The 21,237-nt window shown below is 67.1% G+C and carries 18 protein-coding genes; 9 read left to right on the top strand and 9 right to left on the bottom strand.

The window, feature by feature from the left end:
* From EOD73_RS12665 to dnaA, 5 genes are all read right to left on the bottom strand, one after another.
* Complete coding sequence (locus tag EOD73_RS12665; protein WP_127683368.1) at positions 1–456, bottom strand: BglII/BstYI family type II restriction endonuclease; 456 nt, start codon at positions 454–456, stop codon at positions 1–3.
* Positions 453–1,439, bottom strand: a complete 987-nt coding sequence (locus tag EOD73_RS12660; protein WP_127683367.1) for a DNA-methyltransferase — start codon at positions 1,437–1,439, stop codon at positions 453–455. The genes EOD73_RS12665 and EOD73_RS12660 overlap by 4 nt, the downstream gene beginning before the upstream one ends.
* Positions 1,440–1,668: 229 nt before the next feature.
* Complete coding sequence (gene gyrB, locus EOD73_RS12655) at positions 1,669–4,185, bottom strand: DNA topoisomerase (ATP-hydrolyzing) subunit B (protein WP_127683366.1); 2,517 nt, start codon at positions 4,183–4,185, stop codon at positions 1,669–1,671.
* A 104-nt stretch (positions 4,186–4,289) separates the two neighbouring features.
* Positions 4,290–5,408 (bottom strand): DNA polymerase III subunit beta, encoded by a 1,119-nt coding sequence (dnaN, locus tag EOD73_RS12650; protein ID WP_127683365.1) that lies wholly within the window; start codon positions 5,406–5,408, stop codon positions 4,290–4,292.
* 60 nt (positions 5,409–5,468) lie between these two features.
* A complete protein-coding gene (dnaA, locus tag EOD73_RS12645; protein ID WP_127683364.1) occupies positions 5,469–6,971 on the bottom strand; it encodes a chromosomal replication initiator protein DnaA in 1,503 nt (500 codons plus the stop codon).
* A 354-nt stretch (positions 6,972–7,325) separates the two neighbouring features.
* On the opposite strand from dnaA, the gene rpmH reads away from it, so the two are divergent.
* The 5 genes from rpmH (at position 7,326) to mnmE (ending at position 11,581) form a co-directional block, all read left to right on the top strand.
* On the top strand, positions 7,326–7,460 hold the full coding sequence (gene rpmH, locus EOD73_RS12640; RefSeq protein WP_127683363.1) for a 50S ribosomal protein L34: 135 nt from the start codon (positions 7,326–7,328) through the stop codon (positions 7,458–7,460).
* A gap of 20 nt (positions 7,461–7,480) precedes the next feature.
* Positions 7,481–8,035, top strand: coding sequence for a ribonuclease P protein component (locus EOD73_RS12635; protein ID WP_127683362.1), 555 nt, complete (start codon positions 7,481–7,483; stop codon positions 8,033–8,035).
* Positions 8,032–8,304, top strand: coding sequence for a membrane protein insertion efficiency factor YidD (gene yidD, locus EOD73_RS12630; RefSeq protein ID WP_127683361.1), 273 nt, complete (start codon positions 8,032–8,034; stop codon positions 8,302–8,304). The genes EOD73_RS12635 and yidD overlap by 4 nt, the downstream gene beginning before the upstream one ends.
* Positions 8,301–9,971 carry a membrane protein insertase YidC gene (yidC, locus tag EOD73_RS12625; protein ID WP_127683360.1) on the top strand — a complete coding sequence of 557 codons (1,671 nt, stop codon included), beginning with the start codon at positions 8,301–8,303 and terminating at the stop codon, positions 9,969–9,971. Before yidD ends, yidC begins: the two co-directional genes overlap by 4 nt.
* Before the next feature lie 227 nt (positions 9,972–10,198).
* A complete protein-coding gene (gene mnmE, locus EOD73_RS12620; protein ID WP_127683359.1) occupies positions 10,199–11,581 on the top strand; it encodes a tRNA uridine-5-carboxymethylaminomethyl(34) synthesis GTPase MnmE in 1,383 nt (460 codons plus the stop codon).
* Positions 11,582–11,662: 81 nt separating this feature from the next.
* On the opposite strand, the gene EOD73_RS12615 is transcribed toward mnmE, so the two are convergent.
* From EOD73_RS12615 to EOD73_RS12605, 3 genes are all read right to left on the bottom strand, one after another.
* Positions 11,663–12,775 carry a trypsin-like serine protease gene (locus tag EOD73_RS12615; RefSeq protein WP_127683358.1) on the bottom strand — a complete coding sequence of 371 codons (1,113 nt, stop codon included), beginning with the start codon at positions 12,773–12,775 and terminating at the stop codon, positions 11,663–11,665.
* Between the two features lie 201 nt (positions 12,776–12,976).
* On the bottom strand, positions 12,977–13,714 hold the full coding sequence (locus tag EOD73_RS12610) for a histidine phosphatase family protein (protein WP_127683357.1): 738 nt from the start codon (positions 13,712–13,714) through the stop codon (positions 12,977–12,979).
* A 21-nt stretch (positions 13,715–13,735) separates the two neighbouring features.
* On the bottom strand, positions 13,736–15,727 hold the full coding sequence (locus EOD73_RS12605) for a monovalent cation:proton antiporter family protein (protein ID WP_127683356.1): 1,992 nt from the start codon (positions 15,725–15,727) through the stop codon (positions 13,736–13,738).
* A 301-nt stretch (positions 15,728–16,028) separates the two neighbouring features.
* On the opposite strand from EOD73_RS12605, the gene EOD73_RS12600 reads away from it, so the two are divergent.
* Both EOD73_RS12600 and EOD73_RS12595 read left to right on the top strand, forming a co-directional pair.
* Positions 16,029–16,706: a hypothetical protein gene (locus tag EOD73_RS12600; RefSeq protein WP_127683355.1), complete on the top strand. Its 678-nt coding sequence runs from the start codon at positions 16,029–16,031 to the stop codon at positions 16,704–16,706.
* A gap of 145 nt (positions 16,707–16,851) precedes the next feature.
* Positions 16,852–18,123 carry a Glu/Leu/Phe/Val family dehydrogenase gene (locus EOD73_RS12595; RefSeq protein ID WP_127683354.1) on the top strand — a complete coding sequence of 424 codons (1,272 nt, stop codon included), beginning with the start codon at positions 16,852–16,854 and terminating at the stop codon, positions 18,121–18,123.
* A gap of 65 nt (positions 18,124–18,188) precedes the next feature.
* Here EOD73_RS12595 and EOD73_RS12590 read toward each other — a convergent pair whose 3' ends face one another.
* Positions 18,189–18,437 (bottom strand): hypothetical protein, encoded by a 249-nt coding sequence (locus EOD73_RS12590; protein ID WP_127683353.1) that lies wholly within the window; start codon positions 18,435–18,437, stop codon positions 18,189–18,191.
* A gap of 199 nt (positions 18,438–18,636) precedes the next feature.
* On the opposite strand from EOD73_RS12590, the gene EOD73_RS12585 reads away from it, so the two are divergent.
* Positions 18,637–20,130 carry a peptide MFS transporter gene (locus tag EOD73_RS12585; protein ID WP_205702465.1) on the top strand — a complete coding sequence of 498 codons (1,494 nt, stop codon included), beginning with the start codon at positions 18,637–18,639 and terminating at the stop codon, positions 20,128–20,130.
* A 93-nt stretch (positions 20,131–20,223) separates the two neighbouring features.
* Positions 20,224–21,213, top strand: a complete 990-nt coding sequence (locus EOD73_RS12580) for a Gfo/Idh/MocA family protein (RefSeq protein WP_127683352.1) — start codon at positions 20,224–20,226, stop codon at positions 21,211–21,213.
* The last annotated feature ends 24 nt before the right edge of the window (positions 21,214–21,237 follow it).

Genomic DNA, 21,237 nt, shown 5'->3' with positions numbered 1-21,237 from the left:
TCACTCCAAGGCATAGACGAGGGTCGGTACGTGGTAGGCCTTCTTGAAAATTTCCAACTCACGTTCAAGGCGTTTGGCTTGTGCGATGTTCTTGCCAATAGCTTTGGCGACCTCTTGGGAGGGCACAACGATGGCAGCACTGCTGATCGCGTTGTCGAAGTACAGCACTTGCAGCTTGATGATGTCTGCGTACATCCGGGCCACATTGCCCGTTTGCAAACACAGCCCCACGTTGTCTTTGCTGGACGTGATGGTCATGTCCGAGTCCTTTGAGACTTGAACCTCGCCAGACCAGCCCATGGACTTCATCGTGATCAAAAAGGCATCACGAATTTTGGTGGCGGCTCCCTCTGCCGGCTTGATCGTGATGGCAGTAATGGCCGCTTCGATGTCCTTCTGATGGCTCTTGGGGACTGCCTTATCCCCAGCGCAGTGGCTGTACTTGTAGAACTTCACTCTTCCTCCCGAGTTTTGTACCCCTCCGGGGCCCGCGAAAGGCTACTTCTGGTGTGATCAAACACGGGCCTGTTGTGCGGGCGATAGCGAATCGTGCCATCGAGGGCTTCTTGCAACCGTTCAAAGCCTGTCTTGGCATAGCTGGCGTTGAGCTCGCAGCCCCAAAAGCGACGACCGTGTAGAGCTGCTGCTACGCCCGCAGAGGCAACGCCTGCAAACGGATCGAACACCAAGTCCCCGGGGTTGGTGAGTGAGAGCACCAGCCGCTCGATGAGGCCCACAGGGAATTGGCAAGGGTGATTGGTCTTTTCAACGTGGTTGCCTTTGACGTTGGGAATGTTCCAAACGTCTTCGGGGTTCTTGCCCAGCGGATTGCCCGAGAACTCCCCCTGGTTGGGACCCTTGAAATGCTTTTTCCCTGGGTACTTGGCAGGAACCCGAACCATGTCCAGGTTGAAGGTGTACTTGTCTTTGCTGGTCTTGGTCTTGGTGTACCAAAGCACAACCTCGTAGCGGCCCGAGAAGCGCTTTTGTGCATGCAGGCCATGGCCAAAGTGCCACACCACGCGATTGCGTAGCTGCAATCCGTGGCGCTTAAAGATCGGAGCGAACTCAATGTCCAACGGCCAAATCTGGTTGTCATCGACATAGGTCCCCACTTGCCAGCACAAGGAGCCGCCAGGTTTGAGCCGAGGGACGAGCTCATCAATTAGCTGTTCTTGCCACTCCAAATAGCTATCGAGTGCTTGCCGAGTCTCGTACTCTTTTCCGATGTTGTACGGCGGGGAGGAGACGATCAAATCGAAGAGCGGCTCATTGGGGAGTAGTTCGAGCAGGCCTTCGAGCTTGCCTTGCCACAAGGCGTAGTCGTGCGTCAGCAACTCAGAGACATCCTGAGACTTGCTGGCTTTCAAGTGGTGTGCTGTTGAAGCGAGCTTCAACCGCTCAAGTTCGTTCAGTTTCACTGGGATTGGGCTGAGCATTTTTGGTCTTCTAGCCGCCCAAAGGCTCAAGGGATGAGCTTCTGTTTGGGTGCTGCTCGATGAGGTGTATGGTCCTTGGTCGCAGGACGACGTGCCTTGTTTGAGTTCGAGCAGTAGTTGGCCAGCAACACTTCAAGCATGTTCACCATGCTGCGATGCTCGGCATCGGCCACGGCCTTCAAAGGCGCGAGTCGCAACTAATCTGGCGGCCTATGCGTCGACGGTCGCTTCAAGCGTCAATGTTCGCCGCCCTCAGCGCATTCGCCTCGATGAAGTTCCGACGCGGCTCCACCTCGTCGCCCATCAGCATGGTGAACACGCGGTCGGCTTCGATGGCGTCTTCGATCTGCACGCGCAGCAGGCGACGGACGTTGGGGTCCATCGTCGTTTCCCACAGCTGCTCGGGGTTCATCTCGCCCAGGCCCTTGTAGCGCTGGCGGCCCACGCTGCCTTCGGCTTGGCCCATGAGCCAGGCCATGGCGGCGCGGAAGTCGTCGACCTTGGCTTCTTTGGCCTTCTCGCCCTCGCCCTTGCGCACGATGGCGCCGGCTTGGATGAGGCCTTGGAAGCTGAGGCCCGCGTCGGCCAGGGCTTCGTAGTCGGCGCCGTGCACGAAGTCGGCGTGGATGACGCTGGCGCGCACGTTGCCGTGGTGCACGCGGGCGATCTTGAGGAAGAACTTGTCGGTGCGGGGGTCGGTCTCGGCGGTGACGGTGGCCGCGTGCAGCGCGCCGGCCAGCTTGGCGGCGCTGGCGTCGGCGGCTTCGCGGCTGTCGAGGTTCAGGGCCAGGCCGCCGGCGATGGCGTGCAGGGCCTCGCCGTCCATCCAGTTGGACAGGCGCTCGATGACGGACTGCGCGGTGACGTACTTGCGGGCCAACACGTCCAGGGCTTCGCCCTTGAGCGTGGTGCCTGAGCCATTGCTCGCGGTGTCGAGGCTGGCGTCTTGCAGGGCGACCTTGAGCAGGAAGGCGTCCAGCTCGTGCCCGTCCTTCAGGTACTGCTCGTGCTTGCCTTGCTTGACCTTGTAGAGCGGCGGCTGGGCGATGTAGATGTGGCCGCGCTCGACCAGCTCGGGCATCTGGCGGTAGAAGAAGGTGAGCAGCAGGGTGCGGATGTGGGCGCCGTCAACGTCGGCGTCGGTCATCACGATGATGCGGTGGTAGCGCAGCTTGTCGGGGTTGAAGTCGTCGTTGCCCCCGGTGCGGCCGATGCCGGTGCCCAGCGCGGTGATGAGGGTGATGATTTCGTTGGAGCTGAGCAGCTTTTCGTAGCGGGCTTTTTCGACGTTCAAGATCTTGCCGCGCAGGGGCAAGATGGCTTGGAACTTGCGGTCGCGGCCTTGCTTGGCGGAGCCGCCGGCGGAGTCACCCTCCACGATGTAGATCTCGCAGTTTTCGGGGTTCTTTTCTTGGCAGTCGGCCAGCTTGCCGGGCAGGCCGAAGCCGTCGAGCACGCCCTTGCGGCGGGTCATTTCGCGGGCCTTGCGGGCGGCGTCGCGGGCGCGGGCGGCTTCGACGATCTTGTTGCAGACGGCCTTGGCGTCGGTGGGGTTCTCGAGCAGCCAGTCGGTGAGCAGGCGGCCGACGATGTCTTCCACGGGGGCGCGCACTTCGCTGCTGACGAGCTTGTCTTTGGTTTGCGAGCTGAACTTGGGCTCGGGAACCTTGACGGACACGACGCAGGCCAGGCCTTCGCGCATGTCGTCGCCGCTGATCTCGACCTTGGCCTTCTTGGCCAGCTCGTTGTCTTCGATGTACTTGTTGATGACGCGGGTCATCGCGGCGCGCAGGCCGGTGAGGTGGGTGCCGCCGTCGCGCTGGGGGATGTTGTTGGTGAAGCAGAGGACGGACTCGTTGTAGCCGTCGTTCCACTGCATGGCCACCTCGACGCCGATGGTGGTGTTTTGCTCGCTTTGCTTCTCGCCGATGGCGTGGAAGATGTTCGGGTGCAGGGTCTTCTTGCCCTGGTTGATGAACTCGACGAAGCCTTTCACGCCGCCGGCGTAGGCGAACAGGTCTTCCTTCTGGTGGCGCTCGTCGACGAGGCGGATCTTGACGCCGTTGTTCAGGAACGAGAGCTCGCGCAGGCGCTTGGCCAGGATGTCGTAGTGGAACTCGTTGTTCTGCTGAAAGATCTCGGTGTCGGGCAGGAAGTGCACTTCGGTGCCGCGCTTGTCGGTCTCGCCGATGACGCGCATGGGGCTGGTCTCGAAGCCGTCGACGACTTCGATCAGGCGGTCTTGCGGCACGCCCTGCTTGAACTCGATCTGGTGGACCTTGCCGTCGCGGCGCACCGTCAGGCGCAGCCACTTGCTGAGGCCGTTCACGCACGAAACGCCCACGCCGTGCAGGCCGCCCGAGACCTTGTAGCTGTTCTGGTTGAACTTGCCGCCGGCGTGCAGCTCGGTCAGCGCGATTTCAGCGGCCGAGCGCTTGGGCTCGTGCTTGTCGTCCATCTTGACGCCGGTGGGGATGCCGCGGCCGTTGTCGATGACGCTGATGGAGTTGTCGGAGTGGATGGTGACGGTGATGTCGTCGCAGTGGCCGGCCAGGGCCTCGTCGATGGAGTTGTCGACCACTTCGAACACGAGGTGGTGCAGGCCGGTGCCGTCGGAGGTGTCGCCGATGTACATGCCGGGGCGCTTGCGCACCGCCTCCAGGCCTTCCAGGATCTGGATGGAGTCCGCGCCGTAGCCAGGTTGGGGGGCAGCGGGTTGGTTCTCGGGGGTGGCTTGATCGCTCATGGGGACAACTTTCGGGAAACTCGGGGTCTTGCAAAGCAAGGAGGCCCTGGGGCCTCAAACACCAAAGCGGGCCGAGGCCCGCTTTGTTCTTGACGCTGACGAGGTCAGATGCGCATGGGCATGACCACGTACTTGAAGTCGCTGCGTTCAGGAATGGAGAAGAGCGCGCTGCTGGCGCTGTCGTTCAGGTCGAGGGCGACCATCTCTTGCGGCATGTTGGCCAGCACCTCGGTGAGGTAGGTGACGTTGAAGCCGGTTTCGATCTTGTCGCCGTCGTAGTCGATTTCGATTTCTTCCTTGGCCTCTTCCTGCTCGGCGTTGCTGGCGGCGATGGTCAGGGTGTGCTCGTGGAAGGTCAGGCGAACGGCCTTGAACTTCTCGCTCGTCAGGATGGCGGCGCGCTGCAGCGAGGCCAGCAGCGGGGCGCGGCCCAGGATGAGCTTGTGCTTGTGGCCCTTGGGAATGACGCGGTTGTAGTCGGGGAACTTGCCCTCGACGAGCTTGGTCACGAACTCCAGGCCGCTGAAGCTGAAGCGGGCTTGGTTGCTGGAGAAGCGCATCTCGATGGCGGCGCCTTCGTCCTTGGCGCTGTCCTTGAGCAGGCGCTGCAGTTCCAGCACGGTCTTGCGCGGCAGGATGACCTCTTGCTTGGGCATGTCCACGTCCAGCGTGGCCTGGGCCAGGGCCAGGCGGTGGCCGTCGGTGGCCACCAGGGTGAGGGTCTTGCCCTCGGCCACGAAGAGGATGCCGTTCAGGTAGAAGCGGATGTCGTGCACCGCCATGGCGAAGTGCACTTGGTTGATCAGGCCCTTGAGGGTGGCCTGGGGCACGCTGAAGGCGGGACCGAAGTCGACGGCCTCTTGCACCAGCGGGAAGTCGTCGGCCGGCAGGGTTTGCAGGGTGAAGCGACTTTTGCCGGCCTGCAGGGTGAGCTTGCCTTGGGCGCTGGACAGGCTGCAGAGCTGGTCGCTGGGCAGGCTTTTGAGGATGTCGATGAGCTTGCGGGCGCCCACGGTGGTGGCGAAGGGCTCGCTGCTGCCGTCGAACTTGGCGCGGGTGCGCACCTGGATTTCCAGGTCGGAGGTGATGAGTTCGACCTCGTCGCCTTGGCGACGCAGCAACACGTTGGCCAGGATGGGCAGCGTGTGGCGGCGCTCGACGATGCCGGCCACCGATTGCAGGGCGCCGAGCAACTGGTCTTGGGGTCCTTTGAGGACGATCATCTTCTGCGTCTCCGAGAGGGATCTTCTAGGCCAACGGGCATTCTCGCCGCAGGCTCAGGGTCAGCCTTTAAGCGTTTGCTCCAGCACGTGCAGTTGCTGGTTCAGCTCGGTGTTCTTTTGCCGCTCGCCGCCGATCTTGCGCACGGCGTGCAGCACGGTGGTGTGGTCGCGGCCGCCAAAGAGCTCGCCGATTTCGGGCAGGCTCTTTTGCGTCAGTTCCTTGGCCAGGTACATGGCAATTTGGCGCGGCCGGGCGATGGAGGCCGGGCGCTTCTTGCTGTACATGTCGGCGACCTTGATCTTGTAGAAGTCGGCCACCGTCTTCTGGATGTTCTCGACCCCGATCTGCCGGTTCTGGATGGACAGCAGGTCCTTCAGGGCCTCCCGGGCCAGGGCGATGGTGACTTCCTTGTGTGAGAACTTGGCGAAGGCCAGCACCTTGCGCAGCGCGCCTTCGAGCTCGCGCACGTTGGCGCGCACGTTCTTGGCGATGAAGAAGGCCACGTCCTCGGGCAGGGGCATGCCTTCTTGCTCGCTCTTGCGGATCAAGATGGCCACGCGCATTTCCAGCTCGGGCGGCTCGATGGCCACGGTCAGGCCCGAGTCGAAGCGGCTGGTCAGGCGCTCGTCGATGTCCACCAGCCCCTTGGGGTAGGTGTCCGAGGTCATGATGATGTGTGCCTTCTTGGCCAGCAGGGCCTCGAAGGCGTTGAAGAACTCTTCTTGGGTGCGGTCCTTGCCGGCGAAGAACTGCACGTCGTCGATCAGCAGCAGGTCCAGCGAGTGGTATTTGGCCTTGAGCTCGTCGAAGGTCTTGCGCTGGTAGTTCTTGACGACGTCGCTGATGAACTGCTCGGCGTGCAGGTAGAGCACGCGGGCGTCGGGGCGGTCGGCCAGCAGGGCGTTGCCCACGGCGTGCACCAGGTGGGTTTTGCCCAGGCCCACGCCGCCGTAGATGAACAGCGGGTTGTAGGTGCCGCCGGGCGCGCCGGCCACGTGCAAGGCGGCGGTGCGGGCCATTTGGTTGGCGCGGCCGGCCACCAGGGTGTCGAAGGTGAGGGCCGGGTTCAGGCGGTTGCTGGGGGCCACGGCGGTGCCGCCGGCCCAGGCGTTGGTGGGCGCGGTGGCGCGCGCGGGCGCCGCCGGGGCCGAGGCGTTGCCGGCTGGCGCGCCGGACTGGGCCTGCGCCGCTTGAGCGGCCTGGGGCGCTTGGGCGCGGGTGGGCGGCGTGGTGTTGGCCTGCACGGCCAGGGCCAGGCGCACGGGCGCGCCGACGACGTCGGTCAGCAGGCCTTCCAGGCGGCCGGCGTACTGCGTGCGGATCCAGTCCAGCTTGAAGCGGTTGGGCACCGTGAGCTTGGCGGTCCAGCCCTCGGGCTCGAGCGTGAGGCTGGGTTCGGCCAGGGGCTTGATCCAGGTGTTGAACTGCTGCTCGGGCAGGTCGGCCGCCAGGCGCGCGCAGGCTTGCGCCCACACCTCGGCCGGCGATGACAGGGCGCCAGAAACCAGGGTGGCGGAGAGGTCGGGTGTCAGGGCAGCGCCCGGCAGGGCGGCATCAGACATGGTGGGCGGACATGTGGACAAGTCTCTTTTCAAGGCCGGCGATTGTACGGACGCGGGCCCCGCTGCCAAGGATTTATCCACAGGAGTTTTCCGAGGGGGGTGGCCCCCGACATCCCACAGCGACTTGGGGTTGACCTTGACGCCGGGTGGAAAGCTTTGGTGTAATCGCGGGCTTTTCGCCGTTTGGCGGCGGATTTCCTTTGCCTACCTTCCCGGGTTTCCGGGCTCACGGGTGGGGCCTTGGGGGTTCGCGGTCGAGAGGCGCTTGTCAAACCCCGTCGTGCGTGCCGCCGTCCTGTTGCCAATCCCGGTCAGGTCGTCTGGCGTGCAGACCACGATGAATCAGGTGATCCCATGAAACGCACTTACCAAGGCTCCAAGGTCCGCCGCGCTCGTACGCACGGTTTCCTGGTGCGCATGAAGTCCCGCGGTGGCCGTGCCGTGTTGGCCGCTCGCCGCGCCAAGGGCCGCAAGCGCCTGGCTGTCTAAGACTGCTTGCCGGCGGCGCCATGACGTCGCCCGAGCGTCTGGGCCTGTGCCCCAGCCCCGGCCGCATCCAGCGTGCGGCCGACTTTGAGCGACTGCTGGGTCAGCCCAGCCGCGCCCGATCCCCTCTGTTCGCCGTGCACCATCTGAGCAGCGTGCCCAGTCGGCCTGTGCCACCTCGTCACAGCTTGCCCACAGGGTTATCCACAGACTCGGTGCCGAGCAGCGTCTCCGTTGTGGATGAACCTGCCCAGCCGCCTGCCGCGTCCGACGTGAGCGGGCATTGGCTGGGCTTGGTCGTGCCCAAACGCCTGGCCAAGCGCGCGGTGACGCGCAACCTGGTCAAGCGCCTGGTGCGGGCCACGCTGCTGGAGCAACTGCGCGCCGGCGCGCCCTTGCCGGCCGGCCTGTGGGCGGTGCGCCTGCGCGCGCCGATCGACAAAAAGCAGTTCGTCAGCGCCAAAAGCGACGCGCTGCGCCTGCACCTGCGCGACGACTTGGCCACGCTGTGGCGCCGCGCGGCGAACCCGAAGCCGCCCAAGCCGCGCCCGCCCAAAGACACACAGGTGACGCCGTGATGCGCCGCCTGCTGATGGCGCTGGTGCGCTTCTACCAAGTGTTTTTCAGCCACTGGCTGAACGCCGGCTGCCGCTACACCCCGAGCTGCTCGGGCTACGCGATGCAGGCCTTGCAACGCCACGGCGCGGCCGCAGGTTCGTACCTGGCGGCGCGGCGCCTGCTGCGCTGCCATCCTTTCTGTTTGGGGGGGCACGACCCCGTGCCCGAGCAGCCGCCGCGGCTGTTCACCCGCCTGTTCTCCGATCCTTCAACCCGTTCGCACCCATGACCGATATCCGTCGCACCGTGCTGTGGGTGGTCTTCACGATGTCGCTGGTCTTCCTTTGGGATGGCTGGCAGCGTCACCAAGGCCGCCCCTCGATGTTCAGCCCCACCCCGGCGGCCACGACGCAACCGGCCGCGGCCGGCGCGCCCGCCAGCGCGGCGCTTCCGGCGGCCATGCAGACCGGCGCCACGCCGGCTGCGGCCGCGGCCCCCGGCGCGCCCGCCTCGGCGCCGCCGCAGGGCGAGCTGGTGGCCATCGAGACCGACTTGATCAAGGCGCAGTTCAGCACCCTGGGCGGCAGCCTGGTGGACGTGGCCCTGCTGAAGCACGGCGACGACACGCCCGAGCGCGCGCCGATGCGCGTGCTGGATCGCCAGCGCGCTTACGCCGCACAGTCGGGCTTGGTGGGCGTACCGAATGCCCCAAGGCATGACAACGCGGTAATGACCTTGGTGTCGCCCGAGCGCAAGCTGGCCGACGGTGCGCAGCAGCTGAACCTGCGCTTCGAGTCGCCCGAGCTGGGCGGCCTGAAGCTGGTGAAGACCTACACCTTCGAGCGCGGCAGCTACGTCGTGAAGGTGCGGCACGAGGTGGTGAACGCCGGCACGGCGCCGGTGACGCCGCAGCTGTACCTGCAGTTGCAGCGCGATGGCAGCTCGATGTCGCAAGGCTCGCAGTACCTGGGCACGCACACCTTCACCGGCCCGGCGCTGTACCACGACAAGATCAAGTACACCAAGGTCGAGTTCAAGGACCTCGTTTTCAATAAGAAGGAGTTCGAGGGCGAGCGCAAGGCGCAAGACGGCTGGGTGGCCATGGTGCAGCACTACTTCGTGAGCGCTTGGATCCGCAACGACAAGGCCGATCGCGAGTTTTACGTTCGACAGAATAACGACGGCCTGTACGTGGCGGGCATGGTGCTGCCGATGCAGCCCATCGCCGCCGGCGCCACGGCGCACGCCGACGACCTGCTGTTCGTGGGCCCGCAGGAAGAGAAGAAGCTGGCCGACCTGGCGCCGGGCCTGTACCTGGTGAAGGACTACGGCTTCTTCCGCATCTTGGCCACGCCGCTGTTCTGGCTGCTGGACCAGATCCACAACCTGATCGGCAACTGGGGCTGGTCCATCGTGCTGCTGGTGGTGCTGCTGAAGATCGCCTTCTATGGCCTGAACGCGAGCGCTTACCGCTCGATGGCCAAGATGAAGAAGGTGAACCCGAAGATCATGGAGATGCGGGAGCGCCTGAAGGACAAGCCGCAGCAGATGCAGCAAGAAATGATGCGCATCTACAAGGAGGAGAAGGTCAACCCGCTGGGGTCCTGCCTGCCGATCCTGCTGCAGGTGCCCTTCTTCATCGCGCTGTACTGGGTGCTGCTGTCCAGCGTGGAGATGCGCCATGCGCCCTGGCTGCTGTGGATCACCGACCTGAGCGCCAAGGACCCGTTCTACGTGCTGCCCGTGCTGCTGACGCTGAGCAGCTTGCTGCAGGTGTGGCTGCAACCGGCGCCGCCGGACCCCATGCAGGCCAAGATGATGTGGATCATGCCCCTGATCTTCAGCGGCCTGTTCTTCTTCTTCCCGGCCGGCCTGGTGCTGTACTGGTTGGTGAACAACCTGCTGTCGATCGCCCAGCAATGGATGATCAACAAACAGCTCGGGGTGCAGCACTAAGTCACGCGAACGAGGGGTGGCCCCGCGTCCGAGGGCTCCCCTTGCAGGGCGGACTGGATTTCAATCGAGGGCATGCGGGGCGTGCCACCCAAGGGTCTTCGAAAGAAGGTCTTTCGCGGTTGCCAGGTGCCCAGAGCGTTCTACGAAGAACGGCCTAGGACCTTCCCCCGCGCCACACTCCAAAACGCCGCGCTGATGCGCGGCGTTTTCATTTGGACAATCGCACGATGCTCGCCCGTCACCAAGACCCCATCGCCGCCATCGCCACCGCACCGGGGCGGGGGGCGGTGGGCATCGTGCGGGTGTCGTCGCGGCAGCCCTTGGACGGCTTGATCGAGGCCCTGTGCGGCCAGGCGCTGAAGCCCCGGCACGCGCACTACGGCGCGCTGCGCGCGGCCGACGGCAGCCCCATCGACCACGGCCTGTCGCTGCACTTCCCAGCGCCGCACAGCTACACCGGCGAGCACGTGCTGGAGCTGCAGGCCCACGGCGGGCCGGTCATCTTGCAGCTGCTGCTGGCGCGCTGCCTGGCGCTGATGCCGGGCCTGCGCCTGGCCGAGCCGGGCGAGTTCACGCAGCGCGCCTTTTTGAACGGCAAGCTGGACCTGGCGCAGGCGGAGGCCGTGGCCGACCTGATCGACGCCAGCACCGAGGCCGCCGCGCGCAGCGCCGCGCGGGCGCTGGATGGCGCCTTGTCCAAAGAAGTCAACGGCCTGCGCGACGCGCTGGTGCAGCTGCGCATGTTCGTGGAGGCGACGCTCGACTTCCCCGAAGAAGAGGACGTCGAGTTCGTGCAGCAGGCCGACGTCATCGGCCAACTGGAAGGTTTGCAAGCGCGCCTGGCGCGCATCAGCGAGCGCACGCGCCAAGGCGCGCTGCTGCGCGAGGGCCTGAAGGTGGTGCTGGCTGGCCAGCCCAATGTGGGCAAGAGCGCGCTCTTGAACGCGCTGGCAGGCGCCGAGCTGGCCATCGTCACGCCCATTGCCGGCACCACACGCGACGCGCTGCAGCAAAGCATCCAGATCGACGGCGTGCCGCTGCACATCACCGACACGGCGGGCCTGCGCGACACCGACGATGTGGTCGAAAAGATCGGCGTGCAGCGCAGCTGGGCGGCCATCGCCGACGCCGACGTGGTGCTGTTCCTGCACGACCTGACCCGCTGGGGCGAGGCCGACTACCAGCGCGAAGACGCGCGCATCCGTGCGCAGCTGCAGGCGGTGGACGCCAACCTGGAGCCGCACCTGCTGCACGCCTTCAACAAGCGCGACGCCGCGCCCGACGCGGCGGTGCCCGAGGGGGCGATCGCCTTTAGTGCCCAAACCGGCGAGGGCCTGGACGCGCTGCGCCGCGAGTTGCTGCGCCGCGTGGGCTGGCAGGCCGTGCCAGAGGGCCTGTTCATCGCCCGCGAGCGCCACGTGCGCGCGCTGGCCGCCACCACCGAGCACCTGGGTCTGGCCCTGGCCCATGTGGGCCTGAAGGCGCCGCCGCTGGACCTGGTGGCGGAAGAGCTGCGCCTGGCGCACGACGCGTTGTCGGCCATCACCGGCCAGTTCACGGCGGACGACCTGCTGGGCGAGATCTTCAGCCGCTTCTGCATCGGCAAGTGAGCCGCGCGCGGGCATGAAAAAGCCCGCGGGGCCAAGGCCGCGCGGGCGAGGGGCTCAGGGCCGAAGCCCTGACGCAGGGTTTCAGGCGCGGCGGCGACGCGCGGCCAGCAGGCCCAGACCGGCGATGCCGAACAGCGCGAAGCTGCTGGGTTCCGGGATGGCGCCAGTGATGAAGCCCAGGTGGGCGTAGACCGGCACGAAGCCGTTCATCTCACCGAAGGAGCTTTGCAGGCCGCGAACGGCGTCGCCCCAGCCCGTGCCGAAGCTCAGGCCGAAGGAGGTCACCGAGGCCAGCTTGCCGTCGACGAACTGGGGGCCGCCCGAGTCGCCGCCAGCGCTGCTGACTTCGTTGGTCACGCCCAGGTTGCAGAACGGGGTCAGGTCGGTGTCCTCGGCGGCCACGGCCGCGGCGATGCGGCAAGACTGGCTGTTGACGGCCAGACCGGTGTCGAAGTCGGCGATCCACACGTTCTTGGTTGAGGCGGTGCCGAAGAAGCCGTCGAAGAAGCCTTCAAACGCCGCATTGCCCAGGTTGTAGTCGTACATGTTGTTGCCCTGGCGCAGGCGGCCGGTGCCGGCGTTCACGCCCACGCTGCCACCGACGGTGGAGCGGCCGCCGTAGCCGGCGATGTTGTACGTCTGGCCTTGCAGGTCCGTCAGGCTCGACAGGGTGTAGGCCTGGGCAAAGCTGGGGGCGACGTCGGCCATGCGCAGCACGGCGATGTCGTTCTCGTCGATGACCTCGCCCGTGTAGTTCGGGTTGATGGTCACGCGTTCGATGACGCGGGCCTGCGACGCCGGATCGGCCGAGGGCACGGTGTCGGGGTTGCCGCTGTTGTTGAAGTACGCCGTGGTCTTGACCAGCGTGGCAGTTTCTTGCGGGGCCACGCAGTGGGCGGCCGTCAGGATCGAGCGGGTGTCAAGAAGGAGCGAGCCGGTGCAGATGTAACGACCGCCGTCGGAGTACTCCATGATCAGCGTGGCCACGCCGCTGTACTTCGGCGCGGTGGCGAAGTAGCGGGGGTCGCCGCCGGCGGCGACGGTGCCGGTCGACGTGGCGCCGACGATGTTGCTCTTGGCCGTCCATTCCAAGCCCTTGTTGGAGCCGGTGACGGTGGCGGCGGAGGCGCTGGCGGCCAGGGCCAAGCTGGCCGCGGCGGCCAGTGCCTTCAAAGTGGTTTTGCTGCTGATCATGGGAGGGGAGGTCCTGAAAAAGTTCTTCAATCCAACAGGTCCGCCCCGGTTCGGGCAAACCCGTATCGCCCGGTCGTGCCGAACGAAGCCCACGCAGCAGCAAGAAGTGGGCCCACTTTCGAATTGATTCGCGTGACAAGCATCACGCGATACCCCCAGAACTAGGGTGGTAAACCTTCCGACTCCGGGAAACCCCGTGCTTTACGGGGTAACCCTGTGTAACTTTTGGCGCGCGGCCGACCAGCCCAAGAAGTCGTCGCGCAGGCGTTCCATGGTCGTGGTGCGGGTGTCGCGTTGCAGCCAGTCGGTGGGCGCCAAGTTGCAGGCGCGCAGCACGTCATCGCCCGGCGCCGGCCCCAGGTCGATGAGGTTCAGGCAGGCCGGCTCTTGTTGCCAGCCGGGCAGCACCATGCGCTGGCCGCCACTCACCACGTGGCTGAGCAAGGCGGCATTGACCACGCCATGGGCCACCACCAGCGCCACCTGCCAATCCTGGCGGGCACGCAAACGCTCCCAGGCGGGCAGCACCCGGTCCAGCAGGTCGCCCAGGCGCTCCCCGCCCAAGAAGCGGGTGTCATCGGTCAAGGGGCCGCGCTGGAGCGCGGTGAATGCGTCGAGCAGCGCGTCGGCAGGCAGGTCGCGCAGGCGGCCGCCTCGCGCCTCTTCGAGTTCCGGCCAGGTTTCCAGGGCGGGCGGGGCGACCTGGGCGCCGAGCACGGCCTCGGCCGTTTGCAGGGTGCGGGGCAGTCCGCTGGCGATGGCCAGGTCGATGTGCACCCCGGCCGCGGCCAGGGCCAGGCCGGCGGTGCGGGCTTGGGCCAGTCCTTCGGCGGTGAGGGGCACGCCGTGCGCTGCCAGGGGCGCCGCGGCCGCGGGGTCGAAGTACTGCACGGCGCCGTGGCGCATCAGGATCACGCGGCGGCGAGGGGGCGAAGTCATCGGGGGCAAGGGAGGGGGCCGTCAGCGCATCAGGCGCTCTTCGGCCAGGGCCAAGGATTCGGGGGTGCCGCTGAGCACCAGGGTGTCGCCCCCTTGCACGCGCAAGGCCTCATCGGGCGTGCACACGGCGCCATCGGCACGCCGCAGCGACACGAGCTGGATGCCTTGCTCGGCCAACAGCAACTCACCGGCCAGCACGCCGGCGTGGCGGGTGGCCACGGGCAGGGTGACCGAGCGCAGCCGCGCTTGCTCGCGCTCGTCGATGCCGTCGTCGTCGGCGCCGTGGAAGTAGCCGCGCAGCAGGCCGTAGCGCGCGTCGCGCGCATCGCGGGTCAGCCGGATCACGCGCCGCATGGGCACGCCCACCAGCGCCAGCGCGTGGCTGGCCAGCATGAGGCTGCCTTCGATCGCCTCGGGCACCACCTCGGTGGCGCCGGCCGCGCGCAGGGCGTCGAGGTCGCTGTCGTCCACCGTGCGCACCACCACCGGCACGGTCGGGGCCTGGGCGCGGATCTGGCGCAGCACCTTCAGCGCGCTGGGGGTGTCGTGGTAGCTGATGACCACGGCGCTGGCGCGGTGCAGGCCGGCGGCCATCAGGGCCTGCAGGCGGGCGGCGTCGCCGAACACCACGCTGCGGCCGGCGGCGGCGGCCTGGCGCACGCGGTCGGGGTCCAGGTCCAGCGCCATATAGGGGATGTGCTCGCCCTCCAGCAGGCGCGCCAGGTTTTGGCCGCTGCGGCCGAAGCCGCAAATGATCACGTGGGCGTCGGCCTTGAAGGCCTTCTTGGCGATGGTGGTCAGTTGCACCGACTGCAGCAGCCAGTCGCTGCTGGACAGCTTCATGACGATGCGGTTGCTGAACATCACGATCATGGGCGTGGCCATCATCGAGATCACCATGGCCGCCAGCACCGGGCTGACCCACTGGGCCCCCACCAAGCCTTGCGCCGCGCCCAAGCCCAGCAGCACGAAGCCGAACTCGCCCGCTTGGGCCAGGTACAGGCCGGTGCGCAGGGCCGTGCCCGGGGGCGCGCCGAAGCCCCGGGCCAAGGCCGCCACCAGCGCGAACTTGGCCAGCGTGGGCCCCAGCGCCAGCAGGCCCACCAGCCACCACTGGTCCACCACGGGCTGCCAGTCGAGCTTCATGCCGATGGTGATGAAGAACAGGCCCAGCAGCACGTCGTGGAAGGGACGGATGTCGGTTTCCACTTGGTGCTTGAACTCGGTCTCGGCGATCAGCATGCCGGCCACGAAGGCGCCCAGCGCCAGGCTCAGGCCGGCGTGCTCGGTCAGCCAGGCCAGGCCCAGGGTGATGAGCAGCAGGTTCAGCACGAACAGCTCTTCGCTCTTGCGCTTGGCCACCAGGGTCAGCCACCAGCGCATCCCCTTTTGCCCGCCCCACAGCAGCAGGGTGAGCACGACGACGGCTTTCAGGGCCGCCCAGGCCATGTCGGCCGCCATCTCGCTGCCGCTGGCCTTGAGCGCCGGAATGAGCACCAGCAAGGGCACCACGGCCAGGTCTTGGAACAGCAGCACGGCCATGACGCGCTTGCCGTGCTCGCTCTCCAACTCCAGCCGCTCGGCCATGAGCTTGACCACGATGGCCGTGGAGCTCATGGCCATGGCCGCGCCCAGCACCAGCGCGCCTTGCCAGCCCAGCTCCCACTCCACGCCCAAGAAGCGCGTGCCCCAGGCCAGCGCCAGGTTGCCCAGCATGGAGCCGATGACGGTGAGCAGCACCTGCAGCAGGCCCAGGCCGAACACCAGGTGCTTCATGCTGCGCAGCTTGGGCAGGTTGAACTCCAGCCCGATGACGAACATGAGGAACACGACGCCGAACTCGGCGATGTAGCGCAGGCCCGCGGTGTCTTGCGCCAGGGCCAGGGCGTTGGGGCCGATCAGCACGCCCACCACCAGGTAGCCCAACATCGGCGGCAGCTTCAAGCTGCGGCAGGCCACGACGCCGAGCACGGCGGCGACGAGGTAGAGGAGGGCGAGCGACAGGCCGGTCATGGGTGCGCCGGATGGTACGGGCGCGGCGTGCCCGACCCCGTGGCTAGCATGCGCGCCCTGCACAGGGAGAACACGGATGAAGGCTTCGATCGCGCTGGCGGCATTGGCGGGCGCCGTGGTGGTGGCTTGGACTTGGCGTGCCGACCAGGCGGGACCAACACGTCCCTCGCCTGAAGTGCCGATGACGGCTGCTTCGACCGAGGTGCGTGCACCGACCTTGCCGGCCTCCAGTCTTCCGGCACCGCCTGCGTCTGAGCCATCGCGCTCGGCGGCGGCAGGCCAGGGCTTGTGGCCGCCGGATATGGGATCGGAAGGCTTCGCGCCCCACATCCAACGCAACATCGACGCGGGCCGGCCCGAGACCCTGGCCTTGGCCTTTCGGCAATTGAGCTTGTGTCACAAACCGGAAGTGCTCGACGAACTGAGCGATTCGGCACGCACCCAGCAGTGGGGTGGGCCGGTCGTCGCCAAATTCGTGTTGGAGCGGTTCGCGTCCGGCAAGCGTGCTTGCCAAACGGTCACGCCCGAACTGTTGGCGCAGCGCAAGGCCATCGCCGAGCGCCTGGTGGCGGCGCACTGGCCGGGCGCCGTGCGCGACTACGAGGCGGCGCTGGACAGACCCCCCAAGGCGAGCTGGGCCCCCGACGTGGCGGCGCAATTGGCCGAGTGGCACCGAGCGGCCGCCCAGCGGGGCGACGAGGCGTCGTGGACCGCACTCGCGCGCTGGGGCAGCTTGTACGGCCTGGACAAGGTGGAATCCCGTGCCTGGGGTGACTTGATCCAGCGTTGCCAGCCCGACGGCCTGCGAGAAGGCCGAGGTGGCCAGCAGCGCACCCCGTTCCATCACATTGAGTCGGACCCGGCGATCGTCAAGGCGTTTGCCGATCGGGGCTTCGTTCACCCGCCCGAGGACCCCAAGGTGGTCGCTGCGGCCCAGGCGCTCGCCACGTCGTGGCCTTGTCCGCCGAGCCCGCCTTGAGCATCCCCACCGATTGACGACCCAGGCTTCGCCAAGGACGATGCAAGCGCCGCATAAGGGGATGTTCAAGCGGCGTCGCAGGGGCGATCCGCACAAGGTTTCGACGGGTTACCGTTCGCCCCACTAAAAAATCTTCGGAGGCTTCATGCCGAACGTGTCTTTCGTTTCGCCCACGCGCAACTCGCCTTGGGGCACCTACTTGTCCCAAATCGACGCCGTGGAGCCCTACCTGGGCCACCTGGGCCGCTGGGTGGAGACCCTGCGCCGCCCCAAGCGCTGCTTGATCGTCGACATCCCCATCGAGCTGGACAACGGCACCATCGCCCACTTTGAGGGCTACCGCGTGCAGCACAGCCTGACCCGCGGCCCGGGCAAGGGCGGCGTGCGCTACCACCCCGACGTCACGCTGGAAGAGGTGATGGCCTTGTCCGGCTGGATGACCATCAAGAACGCCGCCGTGAACCTGCCCTACGGCGGCGCCAAGGGCGGCATCCGCGTCGACCCCAAGCAACTGAGCGAGAAAGAGCTGGAGAAGCTGACCCGCCGCTACACCAGCGAGATCGGCATCATCATCGGCCCGACGCAGGACATCCCGGCGCCCGACGTGAACACGAACGGCAAGATCATGGCCTGGATGATGGACACGTACTCGATGAACGTGGGCGCCACCGCCACGGGCGTCGTGACCGGCAAGCCCATCGAACTCGGCGGCTCGCTGGGCCGCGTGGCAGCCACCGGCCGCGGCGTGTTCGTGGTCGGCCGCGAAGCCATGCGCCGCCTGAACCAGCCGCTGGAAGGCGCGCGCATCGCCGTGCAGGGCTTCGGCAACGTGGGCTCTATCGCCGCCAAGCTCTTCGTGGCCAACGGCGCCAAGCTGGTGGCCGTGCAAGACCACACCGGCACCATCCAGAACGACAGCGGCATGGACATCGCTGACTTGCTGGACCACGTGGCCAAGACCGGTGGCGTGGGCGGCTTCAAGGGCGCCGACAAGATCGACAACGAGAACTTCTGGGACGTGAAGAGCGACGTGCTCATCCCCGCCGCCTTGGAAGGCCAGATCACCGCCGAGCGCGCCAAGCGCATCCACACCAAGCTGGTGCTGGAAGGCGCCAACGGCCCGACCACGCCCGACGGCGAGGACGTGCTGGCCGACCGCGGCATCGTGGTGGTGCCCGACGTGATCGCCAACGCCGGTGGCGTGACGGTGTCCTACTTCGAGTGGGTGCAGGACTTCAGCTCGTTCTTCTGGACGGAAGACGAGATCAACCTGCGCCTGGACAAGATCATGATCGGCGCCTTCAAGCACATCTGGGAAACGGCCGAGCAGCACAAGATCAAGCTGCGCACCGCGGCCTTCACGGTGGCGTGCACGCGCGTGCTGCAGGCGCGCGAAGAGCGCGGTCTCTACCCCTGATCCGGCGCCGACCCACGCCCACCCAGCCCGCTTCGGCGGGCTTTTTCATGGGCGCTCGTCGGCGTTCAGGACTTGAGCAAGGCGTCGCCCAAGCGGTCCCAGCCACTGGCCTGCACGCCTGTCTCCAAGGGCACGCGACCGCGGTCGGCGGCCGAGCCGGCGGTGCGCGGCCGGCGCCGGCGCTCACCGCCCGACTCCAACCAGTGGTCGAACGAGGAGTCTTGGACCTCCAAGCCGTCCAGCGAAGCCCGCGGCAGCGGCGGGGTGGTGGCGCTGGCGGTGGGCGCATACGGATTCCAGACACGGGGGGCCATCGGCGTCTCCCTCAATGCGGAAACCGCAATATGCGCCGAACCGATGCGCCTGACCACCCCCGCAGCGGCGGGGGGGGCGCAGGGCCGGCCCCATAGGGCGAGCCCCAGGTCAAACCCTGACGCAGCGCGAGGACAATCCGCGCTTCCCTGACCGGCCGCGCCACCCGCGCGGCCGTGTCGCATCTGGAGTCTGAAACCCGTGACCAACGCCACCCCCCTGAGCGGCACCGCGCCACAAGCGCCCGCCGACGACACCCGCCAGCCGCCTGGCATCAAGGTGATCTTCTTCACCGAGATGTGGGAGCGCTTCAGCTACTACGGCATGCGCGCCCTGCTCGTGCTGTACCTCGTGAACGCCCTGGGCTACAGCCGCGACAACGCGCTGGCCCTGTACGGCATCTACACCGGCTTGGTGTACCTGACGCCGCTGATCGGCGGCGCCGTCGCCGACCGCATCTTGGGCAAGCGCCGTGCCGCCATCGTGGGCGGCGTGGTGATGATGCTGGGCCACCTGGCCATGGCCTTCGAGCCCCTGCTGTACTACGCGCTGGGTCTGATCATCGTGGGCAACGGCTTCTTCAAGCCCAACACCACTTCCATGGTGGGCGAGCTGTACCGCGGTGAAGACGACCCCCGTCGCGCCGGCGGTTACTCCATCTTCTACATGGGCGTGAACCTGGGCGCCTTCCTGGCCCCGCTGGTGGCCGGCACCTTGGGCGAGAAGATGGGCTGGCACTGGGGCTTCGGCGCCGCCGCCGTGGGCATGGCCGCCGGCCTGGTCCAGTTCTGCTGGCAACAGCCGGCCCTGGGCCGCTCGGGCCTGATGCCGCACCAAGGCCCGGTCACGTTCAAGGACGCACCGCTGATCGCCATGTGGAGCGCCGGTTGCACGGCCTTCGTGGTCGGTGCTTACCAACTGTGGAAGGTCGTGGGCCCCGTGTTCGGTGGCCTGCCCACCCTGGCCCAAGTGGCCATCGCCGTGGGCGGCATCGGCGGCGCCATCTGGTGGATCATCAAACCCGACGCCAAGGACGCCGAGCACGCGCCCCTGACCGGCGCCGAGTGGGGCCGCGTCATCAGCATCGTCATCGTGATGGTGTTCGTGATCGCCTTCTGGACCGGCTTCGAGCAGGCCGGCGGCACCATGGCCTTGTTCGCCGACCAGAACACGCAGCGCATGGTCGGCAGCTTCGAAGTGCCGGCCTCGTGGTTCCAGTCGATCAACCCCCTGGTGATCGTGGCCCTGGCCCCGGTGTTCGCCCTGCTGTGGACGCGCCTGGACCAAAGCCGCTTCAAGATGGGCGACACGCTCAAGCAAGCCTTGGGCATGGTCGTCTTGGGCCTGGGCTTCATCGTCATGGCCATGGCGCAAGGCATCGCCGACACCGGCGTCAAGGTCGGCATGCACTGGCTGGCCATCGTCTTCGTCATCCACACCCTGGGCGAGCTGATGCTGTCGCCGGTCGGCCTGTCCATGGTCAGCCGCGTGGCCCCGGCCAAGGTGCTGAGCCTGATGATGGGCGTGTGGTTCCTGTCCAGCGCTGCCGCCAACTACCTGGCCGGCGTGATGGAGCAGATGCTGCACGGCAGCGGCTACGCGCTCTACCCCTTCTTGGCCGCCTTCGCCATCGGCGCCGGCGTGCTGCTGGCGCTGCTCAGCCCGCTGCTCGAGCGCCTGATGAAGGCCAAGTAAGCCTCGTCACCTGGTCGACCGAAGGGGCCTGCGCTGCAGGCCCCTTTTTCTTGGCGTGCGAACCTTCGCCCCTCTTGAGCTCCTCAGTCCCCCATGAACGCTCCTCTTCGCATTGGCATCTTGGGCGCCGCGCGCATCGCGGCCGGCTTTTGCCAGGGCGTGGCGCCGTCCAGCGCCGTGCAGGTCACCGCGGTGGCCAGCCGCAGTGCGGAGCGCGCGGCGGCCTTTGCCCAGGCGCAGGCCGTCCCCCGCGTGCTGCCCGACTACGAGGCTGTGCTCGGCGACCCCGACATCGACGCCGTCTACATCCCCTTGAGCAACGACCAGCACGTGCCCTGGGCCCTGCGCGCTTTGGCGGCGGGCAAGCACGTGCTGTGCGAGAAGCCCATGGCCCTGAGCGTCGACGACGTGGACCGCTTGCAGGCCGCGTCCGAGGCCGCGGGGCGCACGGTGTTGGAGGCCTTCCCTTACCGCTTCCAGCCGCAGACGCTGGAGCTGCTGGCGCGCGTGCGCGGCGGGCAGATCGGCACGCTGCGGCAGTTGTCGGGCGAGTTCGGCTTCACGCTGCGCAACGACGCCGACTACCGCCTGGACCCGGCGCTGGGCGGTGGCGCGCTGTGGGACGTGGGCGTTTACCCCTTGAGCATGGTCCGTGCGTTGGCCGGGCGCTTGCCCGCTTCCGTGCAGGCCAGCGCCACCTGGGGCCCCGGCGGGGCCGACCACGCGCTCGCGGCGGTGCTGACCTGGGACGACGGCCTGATGGCCACGGTGCAATGCCGCTTCGACGCCCTGGTGCACCGGCACCTGCGCATTGTTGGCAGCGAGGGCGCCTTGGCCTGTGGCTTTCACAACCACGTGGGGCCAGGGCTGGACTGGATCGAGGTCTACCGCGGCTACGAAGGCCAGCGCGAGCCCGTGCCGCAAGGCAACGGCTTCCGGCTGGAGGCCGAGGCGCTGGCGGCCCTCGCGCGCGGCGAGCCGCCCCACCCGCACTGGCCGACCTGGGCAGAGACCCGCGACACCACGCGCTTGGTGCAGGCGCTCTTGGAGAGCGCGCGCTCGGGCGCGGTGCGTCGGCCCTGAGGTCGACCCCGACGCGCGCCCCTT

The sequence above is a fragment of the Inhella crocodyli genome, from assembly GCF_004004565.1.
Taxonomy (GTDB): Bacteria; Pseudomonadota; Gammaproteobacteria; order Burkholderiales; family Burkholderiaceae_C; genus Inhella; species Inhella crocodyli.
Note: the sequence above shows the minus strand (reverse complement) of the source record. Positions and strands in the feature narration are given on the sequence as shown.